Below are 17,828 nucleotides of genomic sequence, written 5' to 3'. Positions count from 1 at the left end.
GGATACGTGAATGGTGTTAAAGGTTGCAAAAAATGATGGAAAGGGCATCCTGATTCCGCATTAATACTACCTCATATTCGTATCTTTGTACCTTGCCATTCAGGCTCCGTCGTTTCGGAGCATAACTTAATCGAAATGAAAAGCATTTTGGTCACCGGTGGAGCCGGTTTCATCGGTTCACATGTGGTGAGGAGATATGTGAAAGGATATCCCGGATTGAGAGTAGTCAATCTCGACAAACTGACCTATGCCGGCAACCTGGAGAATCTCCGGGATATAGAGGGGAGTCCTAATTATCTTTTCATCAGGGGCGACATCACGGATCAGGCACTGCTCGAGAGCCTCTTTCAGCAACATGATTTTTCTGGCGTGATCCACCTCGCCGCAGAAAGTCATGTAGACAGGTCAATCACACATCCTCTCGAGTTTGTAAACACAAATGTGCTGGGCACCGTTGCCCTTCTTAATGCGGCAAAAAAGCATTGGAAGTGCAGCCGCGACCACGCCTCTCCCGGCGATCGTCTGTTTTATCATATTTCAACGGATGAGGTGTACGGCTCCCTCGGTTCTTCCGGCCTGTTTCTTGAAAGTACTCCTTATGATCCGCAATCACCTTATTCCGCCTCCAAAGCGTCTTCCGATCATTTTGTTAGGGCGTATGCCAATACTTATCAGATGCCGGTGGTGATCAGTAACTGTTCAAATAATTACGGCTCTCACCAGTTCCCTGAAAAACTGATTCCGCTCTTCATTCACAATATCCGTAATAATAAACCCCTGCCTGTTTACGGCGATGGAAAATTTACGCGCGACTGGCTCTTTGTAGAGGATCATGCCGCCGCCATTGATCTGATCTTTCACAAAGGAAAACAGGGTGAGACATACAATATCGGAGGATTCAACGAATGGCAGAATATTGATCTGATCCGCCTGCTCTGCGACCTGATGGATAAGAAACTCGGAAGAGCCGCAGGTACTTCCGCACAGCTCATTACCTATGTAAAGGATCGCCCGGGACACGACCGCCGCTATGCAATTGATGCCACCAAGCTGAATAGAGAACTGGGATGGAAACCATCTGTAACGTTTGAACAGGGACTGGATAAAACGGTAGACTGGTATCTCGGAAACGAGATCTGGCTCAGGAATGTGACCTCGGGGGCGTATCAGAAGTATTACGAAGAAATGTATGGCAACCGCTGATCCATTGCCGGTGAACCTTTCTGCGGCTTCTTTTCTTGTTACCGGAGGCGCAGGGTTTATTGGTTCCAGTATTGTGGAAAATCTCCTTCGCGAAGGTGCACTTCGCGTGGTGGTACTCGACAACCTGTCCACAGGGTTCCTGGAAAATGTTCAACCTTTTCTTTCCAACCCCCGGTTTGAATTTATCAGAGGAGATATCTGCAATATGGATGATTGCCTGAGGGCTTTTCGTGGAATAGATTATGTATTCCATGAGGCGGCCCTGGGATCCGTTCCCCGCTCCATTGAAAACCCGGCCGCTACGCACAATGCCAACGCGAGCGGCTTCCTGAGTGTTCTGGTTACGGCCCGTCACGCGGGGGTGAAACGTGTTGTATACGCCAGTTCGTCTTCAGTTTACGGAGACCATGAAGAGCTGCCCAAAGTGGAACACAGAATTGGGAAGCCGCTGTCGCCTTATGCGGTTACCAAAGTGGTGAATGAGTACTATGCCGATATTTTTCACAGAACCTACGGTATGGAGATCATTGGCCTGAGGTATTTTAATATTTACGGACCCAGGCAAAATAAGAAGGGCGAATACGCGGCTGCGATTCCGGTTTTTATCGAATCTCTGCTGGATGGCAAACCCGTTTTTATTAATGGTGACGGTGAACAAACGCGTGATTTTACTTTTATCGATAATGCCGTTCAGGCAAATATGAAAGCGATGCTGCATGCGGATGCTTCAGCGGCCGGACAGGTATTCAATGTGGCGGTGGGAGAGAGAATATCCATCAATGAAGTATACCGGTCGCTTTGCGAACTGGCGGCAGTGAACGCACAACCGATCCACCGCCCTGCGCGTGCAGGAGATGTAAGAGACTCCCTGGCAGATATCAGCAAAGCGGATCGCATGCTTGGCTATAAGCCGGAAGTGAGGTTTGCGGAAGGAATACGCCGAACCTTTGAGTGGTTCAAAGCACAGCGGAAATAAGTATTTTTACAACATGTCTTTTCTGGGAACACTTTTTGGCGGAAAAAGTAAAAGACCACCTGTGGATCTTTCGGTGCTGGGAACAGACCTGCATTCTCATTTTATTCCCGGCCTGGATGACGGCGCACAAACGATAGAAGACGCTCTTGCGCTTTTGCAGGCCATGTCGGCTTTTGGCTACCGGAAGGTTATTACCACACCCCATGTTATGTCCGATCATTTCAGGAATGACTCCGGAAAGATTCTGGGCGGTCTGGATAAATTAAGGGCTGCTGCCTCCGAGGCCGGCATTCCACTGGTGATTGAGGCAGCCGCGGAATATTATCTGGATTATGAACTGGAGAAAAAACTGGGGAATGAAAAGCTGCTGACACTCGGCAAGAACTACCTGCTCTTCGAACTCTCCTTCATGCAGCCTCCCGATAATCTCTATCATTTTATTTTTGAGGCGCAAATGGCAGGATATAAACCGGTGCTGGCGCATCCGGAACGCTATCCGTTCTGGATTACCAAGTTCGGAGAATACGAGAAGCTTTGCGAAAAGGGTGCGTTGCTACAGATGAACATCAATTCACTCACAGGGTACTACTCACCCGCGGTAAAAGTACTTGGCGAAAAACTGATCAGGGCAGGTTTGATTTCCTTCCTGGGAAGCGATTGCCATCACATGGGTCATATCCACCTTATGCAGAAGGCCGTTCAGGAGCCCATGCTGCATGACCTGATGGCTTCCGGGAAGCTGCTGAATCAGACGCTTTAGCGGATTAATTCTACCTTTGTTCACTCGTGTATGCTTGGAAAGCTCGCAGCCATAAAACACCGCTGGAAAGAAGTGGAGCAGAAACTCTCGGATCCTGAGACTATTTCTGATATGAAACAGTTCTCCCGTCTTAATAAGGAGTATAAGGATCTGTCGGAGGTGGTAAAGGCATATGATGATTACCGGAGCGTTCTGGAAAATATCAGTTTTAACAAAGATGTATTGTCCAATGAGAAGGACGATGAATTGAAGGACCTTGCCCGTCAGGAAATTCCTGTTTTGGAGGAAAGGCAATTACAGCTGGAATCGCATATTCGCAACCTTCTCATTCCTAAGGATCCGGAAGACAGTATGAATGCGGTACTGGAGATCCGGGCCGGAACGGGTGGTGATGAAGCCGGCATTTTTGCAGGCGATCTGAAGAGGATGTATATGCGTTTTTGCGAACGGCGGGGATGGAAGGTGGAGGTAGTGGATGAGAATGAAGGCACAAAGGGTGGATATAAAGAAGTGATCATGAATGTGAAGGGGGATGGAGTTTACGGCATCCTTAAATTTGAATCGGGAGTGCACCGGGTGCAGCGCGTGCCGGAGACCGAAGCGCAGGGCAGGGTACATACTTCGGCTGCCTCCGTTGCAGTACTTCCTGAATCGGAAGAAGTAGAGGTGAACATTAATCCGGCTGATCTCGAGTTTCAAACAGCAAGGTCCAGCGGTGCGGGCGGCCAGAATGTGAACAAGGTGGAAACAAAGGTTCAGCTAACTCACAAGCCTTCGGGAATTGTAGTGGTTTGCCAGATCGAACGCTCCCAGCACGGTAACAGGGAACGTGCATTGCAAATGCTTAAGACCAAACTATACGAAAGGGAATACAATAAGCGAATGGAAGAAGTGTCTAAACGACGTAAAACGATGGTCAGTACCGGCGACCGTTCGGCAAAGATCCGGACCTATAATTATCCCCAGAGCAGGGTAACGGATCACCGGATCGGCATGACCGTTTACAATCTTCCTACCTTTATGGGCGGAGAAATCCAGGAAATGATCGACGCACTTCAGTTTGCAGAGAATGCGGAGCGGCTGAAGGAGGGTGGAGTAGAGGTGGGAAAATAGCAATATACCACGCACGCAGATGACAAAGAAAGAGATCGTTAAACAGATTCGAAAGAAGAAATCTTTCCTCTGCGTGGGGCTGGATCCGGACATGAACAAGATTCCACACTCTCTGCGATCGCATCCGGATGCACTCTTTGAATTTTGCCGCCGTATCGTGGATGCCACCGAAGAGTATACGGTAGCCTTCAAACCGAATGCTGCGTTCTTCGAAGTTCACGGAACGGCCGGGTGGGATGCCATGGAACGCATCATTTCTTATATCCGAAAAACATATCCCTCTCAGTTTGTGATCGCCGATGCGAAGCGCGGAGATATCGGGAATACGTCTTTCATGTATGCGCAGGCTTTTCTGGAACGAATGGATGCACATGCAGTTACCGTGGCGCCTTACATGGGTAAGGATTCCGTTACCCCGTTTCTAAAGCCGGGCAAATGGACGGTTCTTCTTGCGCTAACTTCCAATGCCGGATCCGAAGACTTTCAAATACCGGAATTGTATAAAAAGGTTTTACAGGTGAGTTCTGAATGGGGTACGCAGGAGAATATGATGTATGTTGCAGGAGCCACACGTGCCGAGTTGCTCGCAGAGGTCAGAAAGATCGTTCCCGGTCATTTCCTTCTTGTTCCGGGTGTGGGTGCCCAGGGAGGCAGTCTGGAGGAAGTCGTCAGGTTCGGGAAAAATGAAGAAGTCGGATTATTGGTAAATGCTTCACGCAGCATACTCTATGCATCCTCCGGGGAGGATTTTGCAGCAGCAGCCTCAGCGGAGGCAAAAAAACTCAGGGATCAGATGCAGGTTCTGTTGGAATGATCAGGCGGCGTCGCTGCGACTATGAATCCAGTTGAGTACCTGCATATAAGCTTCGCGCATTCCCTCATACTGGGCCTCCCTTCCAAAGTTCAATTCCTGCTGAGATTCTTTTATCACTGAATTGGCATGCTGGATCTGTGCCTGAAGCCACTTCAGCGTTTCCTGGGTTTGTGTAGTGTCTAACATGGGGCATAATGTTGGTGGCTATCCATTCTACGAAGCAGAGCCGTCTCGGGATGTTAAAAAACACCTAAATTCGACCAAATACGGTTTAGGACGCTATGTTTGCCGCTTTTATAGATGAATTGAAGTGCAAATTGCAAGCCCCTCTTCCGGGGCAGCCGGCCCAGTATCTTATGGCACCTCTGGAAAGGCGAATGCTAAGGGAATTTATACCCGCCGGGGTGACGCCCCGGCTGGGCTCCGTTCTCTTGCTTTTTTATCCGGAAAATGGACGTCCCATGACCGTACTTATGAAACGGCCCCAGTCTGCTCTGGCACATGCAGGACAGATTTCATTTCCCGGAGGAAAGCGGGAGGATTGTGATGCGGATCTGGAGTGTACAGCCTTGCGCGAAACCGAAGAGGAAATTGGCGTGCCGGCAGCAGATCTCAAAGTCATCGGAAGATTAAGCGATCTCTATATCCCTCCCAGCAATTTTCATGTTCATCCTTTTGTCGGATATACGGAAAAAACACCGGCGTTCCGGCCTGACCCGGCAGAAGTGGCCGGACTGCTGTATGTGGAGGCGAAAGTGTTACTGCATTCCGATAATGTGAAAAGCATGCGGCGGTTCAATAAAACGCTCGGGAAAGAAGTGGAAACACCCTACTTTGATGTCTGCGGGGAAACCGTTTGGGGTGCCACGGCCATGATGATCAGTGAACTCCGCGAGGTGATGAAAAAATAACTGGAATTATTTCTTCTTGAATTCCTCTACGATATTGTCGTAGCAGAGGTAGTAGCCTCCTTTGGAAATATTGGTCATGTCTATCGACTTCCCGAATCCTTTCTTCACAATTGTTCCGTAATAGTCATATACCTCAAAAAGGGTCTCGTCGCTGAAAGTGATAGTGCTCTTCTGATAATTGTAAGTGGATTTTGCCTTGCTGGACTGAATGGTTATGCTTTGTGATACCTTGGGCTGATTTGTATGGCCCACTTGCTTCAGTCGAAATTTGTTCTCTCCGCTGTGCAACACTACCTGAAACGCATATTCGTGTTCTCCCGGGATTCCCTTTCCCTGCACTTCTCCTACGTTCACCCATTTTCCCCAGCGGTATTGCTCAATGATATACGGTAGTGATCCCGTTTCTCCTTTTGCTTTCCATTTTACAATTCCGTCGGACGCTGCCGTGAATGTGATGATCTCGAACGTAGGTTTCGGTTTCAGCACCTCCGGGTTAAGCACCTTGGGCAGGCAACCGTCTTTATGTTTTATCTTGATTACCACATCATCCCCGAATTTCAAATTGTACTGGGATAGATCTACTTCGAAAGCGCTGGAATTTACTTCGTCTGTCGATACCTGACCGTTCACCTGCACCTCATAGGCGCAAAAGCCGACACCGCTATTGGAGACACTGTTCTGAATGTATAAATTCTTATTCTGGTACTTACCCTCCACCACAATTGTAGATGCAGCTGCGGAGAACGCCGGCACAGATATTCCGGCCAGCAGAACAATAGAACAGAAAAGATGAATCGGACGGATCATGAATTCGGTTGCAAAATTAAGCAAATTGGCCGGTTTCAACCAAACCGCAGCTGGGGAAAGATAGATAATTAACTATGCAAATAATGAGCTAAGAGCCTGTAAATCAGTAAAAAAGCAAAAATACCAAGGAAGATATACACAACCCCCCGGTAATGCATTTTTACTGATTTAAGGTCCTTTCTGTACGCCCATACCATCAGAAGGACAAATACGAGAAAGAAGGCAATGGCGAAGGTGACCTGGCCGGTACTGAAGGACATGCAGCAAAGGTATCAAATGATGTTACTTTTACGTCATGAGGGTAGTGCTTTTGTTCATCGGACTTTGGTCCGCGGATCTTTTTGCAGGCAGTATAGATAAGGCCTTTGATGCCCTCTCCGTGTATGATTATTTTAAGGCAAAGAAGCTGTTCTACCGCGCTTTGAAAAGGGAACCTGCAGCGGCTTGTTTTGGCCTTGCCACAATTTATTTCCGGCGGGATAATCCTTTTCATCAGACCGACAGTGCTACAAAATACATACGCCTTTCGCTGAAATATTTTCCGGCGGAATATGCACGCCATCCGGAGAAATTCAAAAAATGGAATTTGCAGGGAAGGGAACTTGAAATGCTCAGAGATGAGATTTATGAGCTGGTGTTTTCAAGAACACGAGCCGTGAATACTGTTAATGCTTTTGATTCTTTTATTGCAGGTTATGAAGATGCATTTTGCTACGGTGATGCAGTTCAGGCAAGGGACAGCCTGGCATTCCTGTCGGCACAGAAAATAGATTCCTGGGCCGGCTACAAGGAATTCTCTGAGAAATATCCTTCCTCCGTGTTCCGGGCCGCGTCGGACCGTTTATATGAAGAAAAGCTTTTTCTGGCGTGGACCGCCTCGGGAAAGCTGAAAAGCTATGAGTCCTTTATTGCCCGGTTCCCGGAAAGTCCGCACCGGGATGAAGCGGAGAATATCATCTTCGGACTTACAACGCTGGGAGGAACCATTGATGAATACTACCTGTTTATCCGGAATTATCCCGAGAACAGGAATGTGGAGCAGGCATGGTACAATGTTTACACACTGTATACTAAGGACTTTAAACCGGAAACGTTCAGCGATTTTCTCAAAGTGTTTCCGGATTATCCGTACAGTGATAATGTAAACAGAGACCTGGAACTTTCCAGGCGTATACTGCTTCCGGGGCGGCAAAACGGCAAATGGGGGTTTGTGGATTCCGGGGGAGTATGGCTGATTCCGCCGATCTACGATTGGTGTGAGCCTTTTTCCGGCGCAGTGGCGGCCGTTGGGAAAGACGACAAGGCGGGATTCATTGATAAAACAGGCCGCGTGATATTCCCCCTCGTATTCAACGAAGTGGAAAGTTTCTCAAATGGCCTGGCAGAGGTTACCCTTAACGGCAAATCAGGGGTAGTGAGTCTGACCGGGAAACAGATCATTCCCTGCGAATATGAGGAAATTTATACCGAACCGGATGCAGGACTTATCTGCCTTAAAAAAGACGGTAAGTACGGATACTGCGACCTGAAAGGATCATCCGTGGCCGATTTCATATTTGACAAAACGGATCGTTTCCGTATGGGAACTGCTCCTGCAGAGCAGAACGGAAAATGGGGCCTGATTGACATGAAAGGTAAATGGGTGGTGCGGCCGGAGTACGACGGGATATCGCCCGGTTCAGAGGGACGTTATATGAAAGTGGTGAAAAACGGACGTAAAGGAGTGATCCGATATGACGGGAAGGAGATTATTCCCTGCCGGTTCCAAGAGATCGGCGACTGCTCAGAAAATTCGTTTCCTGTGCTCGATAGTGCGCACATCGGTTATATGGACACTTCAGGGAACTGGATCGTAAAGCCGGTATATGAACCGTCGGAGCCGGGCTGCGGATTCAAAAACGGACTCGCCGTTGCATGGAAAGCAGGCAAGGCAGGTATGATTGACAGAAAAGGAAAGTTTGTGATTCCCTTCGATTATGAATCAATAGTGTTGCTGCCGGGAGAGCGGGAAATGTTTCTTGCGAAAAAGAACGGAAAGTATGGAGTGATCGACCGTCGTTCTAAAGTCATCATCCCTTTTCAGTATGTGCAGCTTTCCGTTACACCGGCTCATGGATTGCTCAAGGCGGTGAAAGAGAAAGGCGGGAATGCAGGATTGATCAGCACGGAACGTAAGTGGCTTCTGAATCCGGAATGGGAAACAATTGATCCTGCAGGGGACGGAAAATGGTTTATTATTACCGCAGAGGGTGGATCGGGTTTATTTCAAACAGACGCGGGCATAATCCTTCCGGCCGAATATGAATCTGTAGAGGAGAACGGCGACTATTTTCTGCTGGAAAAGGGGGAGAAACTGTTTTGGCTGGAGCCACAGTCCCGACGAATTATATGGCGGGAAGAATAATCATTTTACCGTACCCTCAGTCTCCGGCCCGGCCGTAAAATGGTCTTCGTGGAAATACCGTTCAGTTTGCAAAGTGATTTTACGGAAGTGCCGTAGCGTTTTGCGATCTTGCTCAACGTGTCTCCTTTTTTAATGGTATGGTATTTTGCAGACTTGGCATCGGCCACCGGCTTGAATAGTTTTTTCTGAATGAGCAAACTGTCGCGGATCACTTCCTGTTTCTGAAAATCAATCAGCTCATTCGGATCAATCGGGTATCCTTTATACCGTACCTCAAAATGAAGATGCGCTCCGTATGATCTCCCGGTATTACCTCCCAGCCCTATCATTTCTCCCGCTTGTACATACTGGTCTGCTCTGACCTTCAGCTTGGAGAGGTGCGCATAGGTAGTTTCCAGTCCGTTATTATGCCGGATGATGACAACGTAGCCGTATGTTTTGCTTTTTTTGGAAATTCGAACCCTTCCTTCAAACGCTGCACGGACAGTGTCTCCCGTATTCAGATCAATGTCCACACCGAAATGATACCCTCTTCTCCGGTATCCGAAACCGGAAGTAACCTTCCCGTTGAACGGATGACAATAATCGCAGGCCGCATACCGGAGACAGAGTTTCAGTGAATCAGGATTCTTACCCATATCAAATTTATAGGGATGGATATTTACGGTATCCCAGCTTTGGTAAATGTCATAGGCCGGAACGAGCCGTGCCAGCAATTCATTGTAGGTGACCGGTATGATTGGCTCCTCCTCATCGTGTTCTTCTTCCAGTGTGTCTGCCGGCTGAGGAGGAAGCGTATCCGTTTGGGCAGTCATCATGGCCGGAATCCCAATGAAGAGCCCCGTTATCAGTAAAAGTACCAGCGCCGGTCTTAAGTGCACGCGCAAAGATACGCTGCCTCGCCCTTCGAAATCCTGATTATTCCTAACACAGGTAGTTTAATAAACTTATACCATCCATCTTCTGCCATAGCCATTGGTGTAAGGAACATACCGGGATTACGGCAGAAATCCTACTTTTACGGAGTGAGAACACGAATCCTTTTTCTGTTTTGCGCCCTCTGGGCTCCCTTATTTTCCCAAACGGTACTTTCACCCGCCCCTCCGGTGTTCCGTTACATGGTCGATCTTGCGAACGTCATAAACGACCGGCTGGAGGTGAAAGTTAAAGTTCCCGATCTGGGCAGAAAAGAATTGAAGTTTTTTATGCCGGAGATTATACCGGGAACCTATTCCATCTATAATTTCGGGCGTTTCGTTTCCGGTTTTAAAGCGCTATCGGCAGATGGGAAAGAGCTGCCGGTAACTCGCGCGGATACCAATACCTGGATCATCAAGGATGCAGAAAAACTTTCCCTTATTTCTTATTGGGTGGAGGACACATGGGATACAGAGCAGAAGCATAATCCAATTTTTGAACCTGCAGGAACTGCAATCGATGCCGGTAAATTCTATCTGCTGAACCACGGAGCTTTCTTTGGGTATTTCGAAGGATACAAATTCAATCCGTATAAGATCATTGTGAACCGGCCCGCTTCTCTCTATGGAGCCACCGGAATTCATGCCATCACCTCGTCGCAGCAAGCGGATACTTTTCATCTAAAGAACTATGACGAACTCATTGACTCACCTATTTTTTACGCTCCGCCGGATACCATCTCAATCCTGGTTGGTAATGCACGGGTACTGATCGCCGTGCGTGCTCCAGGGCAAAAGATCACAGCAAAAGAGATTGCAGGGGAACTCAAGCCGCTCCTGATGGCACAGAAAGAATACCTCGGCGGAAAACTCCCTGTAAACAAATATGCTTTTCTTTTCTGCTTTGCCTCGGAAACGGAAGGGTTGTCCGGGGCCAGCGGTGCACTGGAACATTCTTACTCTTCGGTATACTTCCTCCCCGAAATGAGACTAACAGAAATTAAGCAAATGCTCAGAGATGTGACCGCTCATGAGTTTTTCCATATCATTACACCACTTACGATTCACTCGGAAGAGATCGGGGATTTTTCCTTCAACGCCCCCCGAATGTCCAGGCACCTGTGGCTGTATGAGGGATGTACGGAATATGCGGCTTCCCATGTACAGGTGAGGGGAGGACTGATTTCCACCGATGAGTTTCTGGAAACGATCAGAAACAAAATGGTGGGTGCCATGTCTTACAACGATACCCTTCCGTTCACTGTGATGAGCCTGGAAGTACTCACTAAATACGAAAAGGAATACGCAAATGTTTATCAGAAGGGAGCCCTCATCGGCATGTGTCTTGATATTCTTCTGCTGCATCACTCAGACGGGAAGTATTCATTGCGAGACCTCCTGCGTGATCTCGGCCAGCAATACGGTGCCGATCGTTCATTCAAGGATAACGAACTGTTCGATCTCATCGTATCAAAATCCTTTCCTGAAATCGGCGTTTTTCTGAAAAAGTATGTTGCAGGAAACAAACCGCTTCCATTTACCGAAGTACTCGCCCTGGCGGGCATTGACTACAGGGACGAGGTAACAGTGGAAAGTTTTTCTTATGGAGGAATGTCTATTGGATACAATCCGCAATCGGGAAAGCTGGTTGTGATGGGAACATCGGGAATGGATGACTTTGGTAAGGAGCTTGGTTTCCGTGAAGGGGACGAGTTGATTTCCTTCAATAAATCCGAACTCACTCTGAATAATGTGAAGGCCGTGCTGGAAGATTATATGACAAACGCGAAGGAAGGAAAAAAGTTAAAGGTGGTGGTGAGCAGGGAAGTAGACGGAAGAAATAAAAAGGTAAAGCTGAAGGCAACCATCCGCAAGGTGCGCATCACAGAGAAGCACATCCTCTTTCCAATGCGTGATATGTCTCCTAAGAGGGAACGGATCCGCAAGGCCTGGTTGGGAGGGGTCAAGTGAGGACTTCCGGACTAAACAAACGGACCCTGTACTGGATTTGCCAGATTGGGGGCTGGTTGTTTTTTGTAGGGCTGAATGTATTGTTTCTGGGTTTGGATGAGAATATCCGCCGGCCGCCGCAATTTGGCAGTTACCTTCTTTTGCTGATTTTGGGATTGCTGTTTTCACACCTTTACCGCGGGCTGATAATTAAGGCAGATCTTTTGCGGATGAACCGCCTCCTTCTGGTTCCTGTTATTGTTGCGGCAACTGTGCTCTTTTCCTCGGCACTTATTATCTCCCAGATGTTTCTGGAAGATCTGTTCGGATGGAAAAATTTCAGTCCTTCCGGAATGGACCCCTTTCCTGTGATTGTAAATGTGATCAATCTCACCTTCGTTTTTATTTTCTGGACGTTGATTTATTTCCTTGTGCATTATTTTGAGAACTACCGGAAAGCCGAAATCGAGAAGCTGCAGTGGGCTGCCTCCATCAACGAGATCGAACTGAACAAACTGAAATCACAACTCAATCCGCATTTTATCTTTAACTCAATGAATAGTATCCGGGCACTGGTTGACGAAGACCCGGAGAAAGCCAAAAACAGTATTACCCAGCTTTCGAATATTCTCCGCCTGACACTTTTAATGGGGAAGAAAAAGGTTATTTCCTTTGCCGAGGAGATGACTATTGTGAAGGATTATCTTTCTTTGGAGTTAACCCGGTTCGAAGAGCGGTTGCGTGTAAGCTACGAGATCGGTCCCGGATCAGAAAAATTTGAAGTGCCGCCGCTCATGCTGCAAACGCTGGTTGAAAACGGGATCAAGCATGGAATATCCCGCCTTCCCGGAGGAGGAGAGTTAAAGCTGAAGACCACAGTGTGCAACGGAATGCTGGAGATACTGATTGTGAACAGCGGTACGATGAACGGTAAATCCGAGGGAACGGGGTTCGGGATTAAGAGTACAGAGCAGCGGCTGCATTTGCTCTACGGCAGCAGGGGAAAATTCGATATTCGCGAAAATGCGGCCACTGGTACGGTAGAATGCACAGTCACCATTCCGGATGTAACAGTGACCTAATACAAGCCATATGAAAGTAGCCAGAGCATTGATTGTAGACGATGAGCGTCTTGCCAGACAGGAACTTCGCAAACTGCTAACCGCATTGACGGAGGTGGAGGTAGTGGGGGAGTGCACGAACGCGGAAGAGGCGGTTCGGGAAATTGAAGCCAAGCGGCCGGATTTATTGTTCCTGGATATTCAGATGCCAGGAAAGAACGGATTTGAATTGTTACGATCGCTCGATCATGCCCCGGAGGTTATCTTTGTCAGCGCCTATGATGAATATGCCATACGTGCTTTTGAGGTCAATGCGCTTGATTATCTCCTGAAACCTGTACAACCGCAGCGGCTGGCCGAATCCGTACGAAAAGCCCTGGAAAGGATAGGCGGAACGGTAGAAACTCCGGTCAATATCGAGCAGTCATTGACGGAGGAGGATCAGGTATTTGTCAAAGACGGCGACAGGTGCTGGTTCGTCCGGCTGTCAGAAATTCGTTTATTCGAGTCAGAAGGGAATTATGTACGACTGTTCTTCGGGGAGCACCGGCCGCTCATACTGCGTTCACTGAACAACCTGGATGAAAAGCTGAACGCTCGTGTTTTCTTTCGTGCGAGCCGGAAACATATCATCAACCTCAAATGGGTTGAAAATATGGAGAACTGGTACAACGGCGGATTACTGGTGAAACTGAAGGGAGGCGGGGAGAAGGTGGAGATATCGAGACGTCAGGCAGCCAGGCTCAAGGAGATGATGAGTCTCTGATTTTTATACATTTGAACCGTCCGCATGTTAGTCTTCATCCTGTCGCGCTGGAAGGAATCCCTCAGAATGCCGCGTTTTCGCAGGCAATTCGCCTTTGGAGTGCTGCTGCTGATTTTTGTGGGTACGGCTTTCTCCTTTTTTCTTGATTTTATCCAGCAGCGCACCGGTTATATTATCAATGACCCCGTGATCGCGCGGATCGGCCCGTTCCACCTTTGCTCTCCGATTCAGATTGCAACCTACCTGCCGGTTTTTGCCGGATTGATCTATCTCAGTGTGTATCCCTCACTGATGAATCGCTTTGTGTTTTCCTTTACCGCACTGTTATTCTTAAGGGCCGTAACCATGTTTCTGGTTCCTCTCGAGCCTCCTTCGGGATTTATTGAGTTAAGAGATGTTGTGCTGGAAGCAACGGCTTACCGGGGGCAGGTGATTACAAAAGATCTTTTTTTCTCCGGACATGTGGCCACCTTGTTTCTGTTTTCAATGCTCGTTCACCATCGTCTGGCTAAAATCGTTTTTATGTCTGTAACCGCAGGAGTGGGCACATTACTGGTGTTACAGCATGTACATTATTCTATTGACGTACTGGCAGCACCGTTCTTTTCCTTCGCCGCACTGCGCTTCACGGAGCGAATGCTCTGATGGCATCAGGGAAGAACCGCGAGAACTGCTCTTCCAGCGCCGCGTAGTGAAGTTCCAGAACAGCCTTTCCTTCATGCATTCTGTTTGGTGTGACTGATCTGCGGCTCATTCCGCGAAGAACCATGGAAATACCCTCCAGCTCAGCATAGGGAAGCGGAATATTACGGCTCTGCATATACTGAAAAAACAAACGGGAGCGTTCCGGCATGATGTGTTCCCGGGAACGGAGAAGCAAATGCACCCTCTCCGTGAATTCCACCAGCGACTCTCCCGAATAGTGTTTGTAATGTTTGGCCAGAAAGTGATCATAATATATATCCGTAACTACGCCGGCAAACTTTCCAAAGTGAGGCCGGAGTAGAACAGTGGACTCCCGGAATACGGGATGCCGGTCGGTGTAGTCATCGATCTTGCGGTGCATGAGTATACCGTCAGAGATCCCTGGCTCAAATTTCTCCCAGCCCCGGCCTTTTACCGAATCGGCAATGAAGTTTCCCACCATTAACTGATCATCGTGACGGGATAAATATAAATGTGCCAGGAAATTCATCTTTGCCGGTTCGTGAAAATAGTCTAATTTGGTTCCCTGTAAAAAACTTAAAAAATGAAAAACGTTCTATCGCTTTTATTTATTACAACTGTTTTATTTTCAAGCACTCAGGCTAATCAGGGTGGTCCGGACGCATTCGGATATATTTGGAAGGACAGCAATGAACCCGGAGGCCCGAGCTACGCCTGGTGGGATATTACACAGATCGGAAGCCAGCTGAGTGGTTTCGGTGATGATAATTTTATCGGCCCCAAGCCCCTGGGCGGCCCTTTCACCTATTACTGGTATACGGTGGATAAATGCTGGATCGGTTCGAATGGTTATATCTCCTTTGGTCCCGGCAATATCGCAGCTCCCTTTCCCACTACTGTTTCTCCTTCCGGGGTGAACGACTTCATCGGAGGTTTAATGGCCGATCTCAATTTTCTGGGAACGGCAAATCCGGGAAAGGTCTACTATTATACCGGGGTGGATTCTTTTTGTATTTCCTTCGTGAATGTTCCTTTCTGGGCACCGGGAAATCCTGGCTATACCGGCAGCAATTCCTTTCAGATCATTCTTGATCGTACCGATTCTTCTATTATTGTGAATTTCCAGAACTGTGCGGGAAGTTCTCAGAGTAACCTCTCCAGTGGAATGGAGAATGCGGTGGGAAATATGGGTTTGTTCCCACTTCCAACCGCCACGGTTCCGATTACGAATTATACATTGAAATATTATTATCCTAATAATCCTATGAACGTGGCGGATGCAGGAGCCATGTGGAATGACAATAACAGGAACCGGGGCATTTTTGTTCCAGCAAACGGAAACCCCTATGTTCTGAAGTCGAATATTAAGAATACCGGTAACGTAACCCAGAATAACCTGAATTATCTGGAAACAGTCCGAACCGTGAACAACATCCTTATTGTAAGTAATAGCGGAACGGTGGGAACACTGATCAGCGGGGATGATACTACGCTCACGCATTCCAGCCCATTCCCGCCCTCCGGCCCCGGTACTTACAAAAATGTGATTAAAGTTTTGGGTGACACGATTCCTGCCAACGATAGTGTGATGTCGGAGTTGGTCACTGTGGACACTACGCAAACAAATATCCGTTTGTGTTATACCGCCAACCATACGAATATGATGAGCAATTCCATCTCATGGAACGGCGGATCGGGTGGGGTTGGAATGTACTTTAAGCCGCCAACGTATCCGGCACGTATCGTGAATACCAATTATGTGATCGCTGGCACTACCACCTCCGGCAACTATACGTTTATCGCCAAAATTTATGATGATAATGGCCCCGGTGGAACACCCGGAACCTTGCTGGACTCTGTACCGGTACTTACATCCAATGTGGCTCCGAGTCCGCAGGTTACTGTTGTTCCCGTTTCGTCCAATATTGTAATCTCCAGCGGAGGTTTCTACGTAAACTGGGATATGGCCGGTGTAGGTGCATCGATCGCAGAAGACTGGACACTTCCCATTTCCATGAATTCCTACGAGGTATTTGCTAATATCTGGTCGGATTACCGGGATATGGATAATGCTGATTTCTTTATCGGGACCGATTATATGAAAGCGGTTCCGGAGGATGTGGGAGTGTGCAAAATTCAAAGCCCGCTCAATAACGCAACGCTTTCTTCGCCTACTCAGGTGAGTTGCTGGATTAAGAACTTCGGCACGCAGCCCGATAACTATTTTATAAACGTGAATTACAAACTGGGAATGTCCGGAATGCCAACTACGCAGGCCTATACGGGCCCTGCCATTCCTCCGGGTGATTCTGTTCTGTTTACGTTTACAACATTGCTCACTCCGCCTTACAGCGGAAGCGATGTGCTCTGCTGCTGGACATCGAAGAACACGGACGTTAATGCAAATAACGATACCACTTGTATTAACGTAACACTGGTGGGAATAGATGAATATTCCGTACTCAGCGGTGTTCAGGTGTTTCCCAATCCGGCACAGGATGTGATCCATTTTGAATTTAAAGAAGCGGTAAGTGAAATGACCACACTGCGGATGATGGATGTGATGGGACGTGTGGTTTACACACTGGAAATACCCGTGATTACAGCAGATTCCAGAATAAAGATTGATGGCAGTAACCTCAGTGCTGGTATCTATTCTTACAGCCTGATCTCAGGAAATAAAAAGAAGAGTGGTAAAATTGTTATAGAATAGATCAGGGTAAAACCCGAACTACCTTAATAAATCGTTTCTCGTAATAGGGGGAGTCACTGAAACAACTCAGTATAACTCCCCCTCTCTTTTTATTAGAAGAGGAGTGAATAAACTGAACATCTTTCCCGTCGCTCCAGGTTACAATGCCTGCATGTCCGATCCCCTTACTCCGTGCATTGGTTCCCTTGAACAGAATAATGTCGCCCGCACGACAGGAATCAATCGGTACTTCTATCCCTGCCCTCCCCATGTCGCGTGAAGTCCTGGGTAAATCGATGGCATAATGACGGAAAACGAAATACACAAAGCCGGAACAGTCGAAACCCTTCGGACTCGTACCTGCATATTTGTACGGTACTCCAAGATAGAGGTAGGCAAAAGAAAGGATGGAATCCTGCTTAACGGATGGAATCGTGCAACTGCTGGTAGGGGACTGCGCCCTGAAAATGCCTGCGGATACAGAAAAAATAAACAGCAGAAATAGCAGTCGCTTTACCATCTCCCATCTTTCAGTTTACCAGCCACGCAAAAGAACCGGTCAGGTAGTTGACCCAGTTTATGCTTCTCGTCGGATATATTTATTGTGCGGGCGGAGGGACTCGAACCCCCATGCCTTGCGGCGCCAGATCCTAAGTCTGGTATGTCTACCAATTTCACCACGCCCGCAGAAGTGTCAAAAGTAACCTGCATTGGCTCACCAACGATCTGCGTATTTATAATTTATTGATAATCAAATAAATATATTTATTTGGTGCCATTTAATTTTA

At 47.8% G+C, this 17,828-nt stretch carries 17 protein-coding genes and 1 tRNA gene; 12 read left to right on the top strand and 6 right to left on the bottom strand.

Annotated elements, in window-relative coordinates:
* Window positions 1-135: 135 nt before the first annotated feature.
* Genes rfbB through pyrF form a run of 5 tightly spaced genes read left to right on the top strand, consistent with a single transcriptional unit; the run spans window position 136 to window position 4,866 of the window.
* The gene (gene rfbB, locus IT233_13405) at window positions 136-1,203 is read left to right on the top strand and encodes a dTDP-glucose 4,6-dehydratase (GenBank protein ID MCC7303631.1); all 1,068 of its coding nucleotides are present in this window, start codon (window positions 136-138) and stop codon (window positions 1,201-1,203) included.
* On the top strand, window positions 1,190-2,179 hold the full coding sequence (locus IT233_13400; GenBank protein ID MCC7303630.1) for an SDR family oxidoreductase: 990 nt from the start codon (window positions 1,190-1,192) through the stop codon (window positions 2,177-2,179). Before rfbB ends, IT233_13400 begins: the two co-directional genes overlap by 14 nt.
* Window positions 2,180-2,192: 13 nt before the next feature.
* The gene (locus IT233_13395) at window positions 2,193-2,939 is read left to right on the top strand and encodes a capsular biosynthesis protein (GenBank protein ID MCC7303629.1); all 747 of its coding nucleotides are present in this window, start codon (window positions 2,193-2,195) and stop codon (window positions 2,937-2,939) included.
* Window positions 2,940-2,969: 30 nt separating this feature from the next.
* On the top strand, window positions 2,970-4,052 hold the full coding sequence (gene prfA, locus IT233_13390; GenBank protein ID MCC7303628.1) for a peptide chain release factor 1: 1,083 nt from the start codon (window positions 2,970-2,972) through the stop codon (window positions 4,050-4,052).
* A 19-nt stretch (window positions 4,053-4,071) separates the two neighbouring features.
* Window positions 4,072-4,866 (top strand): orotidine-5'-phosphate decarboxylase, encoded by a 795-nt coding sequence (pyrF, locus tag IT233_13385; GenBank protein ID MCC7303627.1) that lies wholly within the window; start codon window positions 4,072-4,074, stop codon window positions 4,864-4,866.
* Here the strand turns inward: pyrF and IT233_13380 are convergent, their stop codons facing one another.
* Window positions 4,867-5,052, bottom strand: coding sequence for a hypothetical protein (locus IT233_13380; GenBank protein ID MCC7303626.1), 186 nt, complete (start codon window positions 5,050-5,052; stop codon window positions 4,867-4,869).
* Window positions 5,053-5,147: 95 nt separating this feature from the next.
* Between IT233_13380 and IT233_13375 the strand changes: the two genes are divergently transcribed.
* Window positions 5,148-5,777 carry a CoA pyrophosphatase gene (locus IT233_13375; protein ID MCC7303625.1) on the top strand — a complete coding sequence of 210 codons (630 nt, stop codon included), beginning with the start codon at window positions 5,148-5,150 and terminating at the stop codon, window positions 5,775-5,777.
* A 6-nt stretch (window positions 5,778-5,783) separates the two neighbouring features.
* On the opposite strand, the gene IT233_13370 is transcribed toward IT233_13375, so the two are convergent.
* A complete protein-coding gene (locus tag IT233_13370; protein ID MCC7303624.1) occupies window positions 5,784-6,584 on the bottom strand; it encodes a hypothetical protein in 801 nt (266 codons plus the stop codon).
* Window positions 6,585-6,879: 295 nt separating this feature from the next.
* Between IT233_13370 and IT233_13365 the strand changes: the two genes are divergently transcribed.
* The gene (locus tag IT233_13365; GenBank protein MCC7303623.1) at window positions 6,880-8,988 is read left to right on the top strand and encodes a WG repeat-containing protein; all 2,109 of its coding nucleotides are present in this window, start codon (window positions 6,880-6,882) and stop codon (window positions 8,986-8,988) included.
* 5 nt (window positions 8,989-8,993) lie between these two features.
* Here IT233_13365 and IT233_13360 read toward each other — a convergent pair whose 3' ends face one another.
* The gene (locus tag IT233_13360; GenBank protein MCC7303622.1) at window positions 8,994-9,869 is read right to left on the bottom strand and encodes a peptidoglycan DD-metalloendopeptidase family protein; all 876 of its coding nucleotides are present in this window, start codon (window positions 9,867-9,869) and stop codon (window positions 8,994-8,996) included.
* A 144-nt stretch (window positions 9,870-10,013) separates the two neighbouring features.
* Here IT233_13360 and IT233_13355 point away from each other — a divergent pair, with 144 nt between their 5' ends.
* The 4 genes from IT233_13355 (at window position 10,014) to IT233_13340 (ending at window position 14,327) form a co-directional block, all read left to right on the top strand.
* Complete coding sequence (locus tag IT233_13355) at window positions 10,014-11,876, top strand: peptidase M61 (GenBank protein MCC7303621.1); 1,863 nt, start codon at window positions 10,014-10,016, stop codon at window positions 11,874-11,876.
* A gap of 209 nt (window positions 11,877-12,085) precedes the next feature.
* Window positions 12,086-12,937 carry a histidine kinase gene (locus tag IT233_13350; protein MCC7303620.1) on the top strand — a complete coding sequence of 284 codons (852 nt, stop codon included), beginning with the start codon at window positions 12,086-12,088 and terminating at the stop codon, window positions 12,935-12,937.
* Window positions 12,938-12,947: 10 nt separating this feature from the next.
* Entirely contained in the window at window positions 12,948-13,682 is a 735-nt protein-coding gene (locus tag IT233_13345) for a response regulator (GenBank protein ID MCC7303619.1), read from the top strand.
* Between the two features lie 24 nt (window positions 13,683-13,706).
* On the top strand, window positions 13,707-14,327 hold the full coding sequence (locus IT233_13340; GenBank protein ID MCC7303618.1) for a hypothetical protein: 621 nt from the start codon (window positions 13,707-13,709) through the stop codon (window positions 14,325-14,327).
* Here IT233_13340 and IT233_13335 read toward each other — a convergent pair.
* Window positions 14,308-14,877 carry a DUF479 domain-containing protein gene (locus tag IT233_13335; GenBank protein MCC7303617.1) on the bottom strand — a complete coding sequence of 190 codons (570 nt, stop codon included), beginning with the start codon at window positions 14,875-14,877 and terminating at the stop codon, window positions 14,308-14,310. The genes IT233_13340 and IT233_13335 overlap by 20 nt on opposite strands.
* A 54-nt stretch (window positions 14,878-14,931) precedes the next feature.
* On the opposite strand from IT233_13335, the gene IT233_13330 reads away from it, so the two are divergent.
* On the top strand, window positions 14,932-17,061 hold the full coding sequence (locus tag IT233_13330) for a T9SS type A sorting domain-containing protein (protein MCC7303616.1): 2,130 nt from the start codon (window positions 14,932-14,934) through the stop codon (window positions 17,059-17,061).
* A 1-nt stretch (window position 17,062) separates the two neighbouring features.
* On the opposite strand, the gene IT233_13325 is transcribed toward IT233_13330, so the two are convergent.
* Both IT233_13325 and IT233_13320 read right to left on the bottom strand, forming a co-directional pair.
* Window positions 17,063-17,560, bottom strand: coding sequence for a C40 family peptidase (locus tag IT233_13325; GenBank protein ID MCC7303615.1), 498 nt, complete (start codon window positions 17,558-17,560; stop codon window positions 17,063-17,065).
* Between the two features lie 85 nt (window positions 17,561-17,645).
* A tRNA-Leu gene (locus IT233_13320) sits at window positions 17,646-17,727 on the bottom strand.
* Between the last annotated feature and the right edge of the window lie 101 nt (window positions 17,728-17,828).

This window comes from Bacteroidia bacterium (assembly GCA_020852255.1).
Taxonomy (GTDB): domain Bacteria; phylum Bacteroidota; class Bacteroidia; order JADZBD01; family JADZBD01; genus JADZBD01.
The sequence above is the reverse complement of the archived record's forward strand: the minus strand, read 5'-3'. Positions and strand labels throughout refer to the sequence as shown.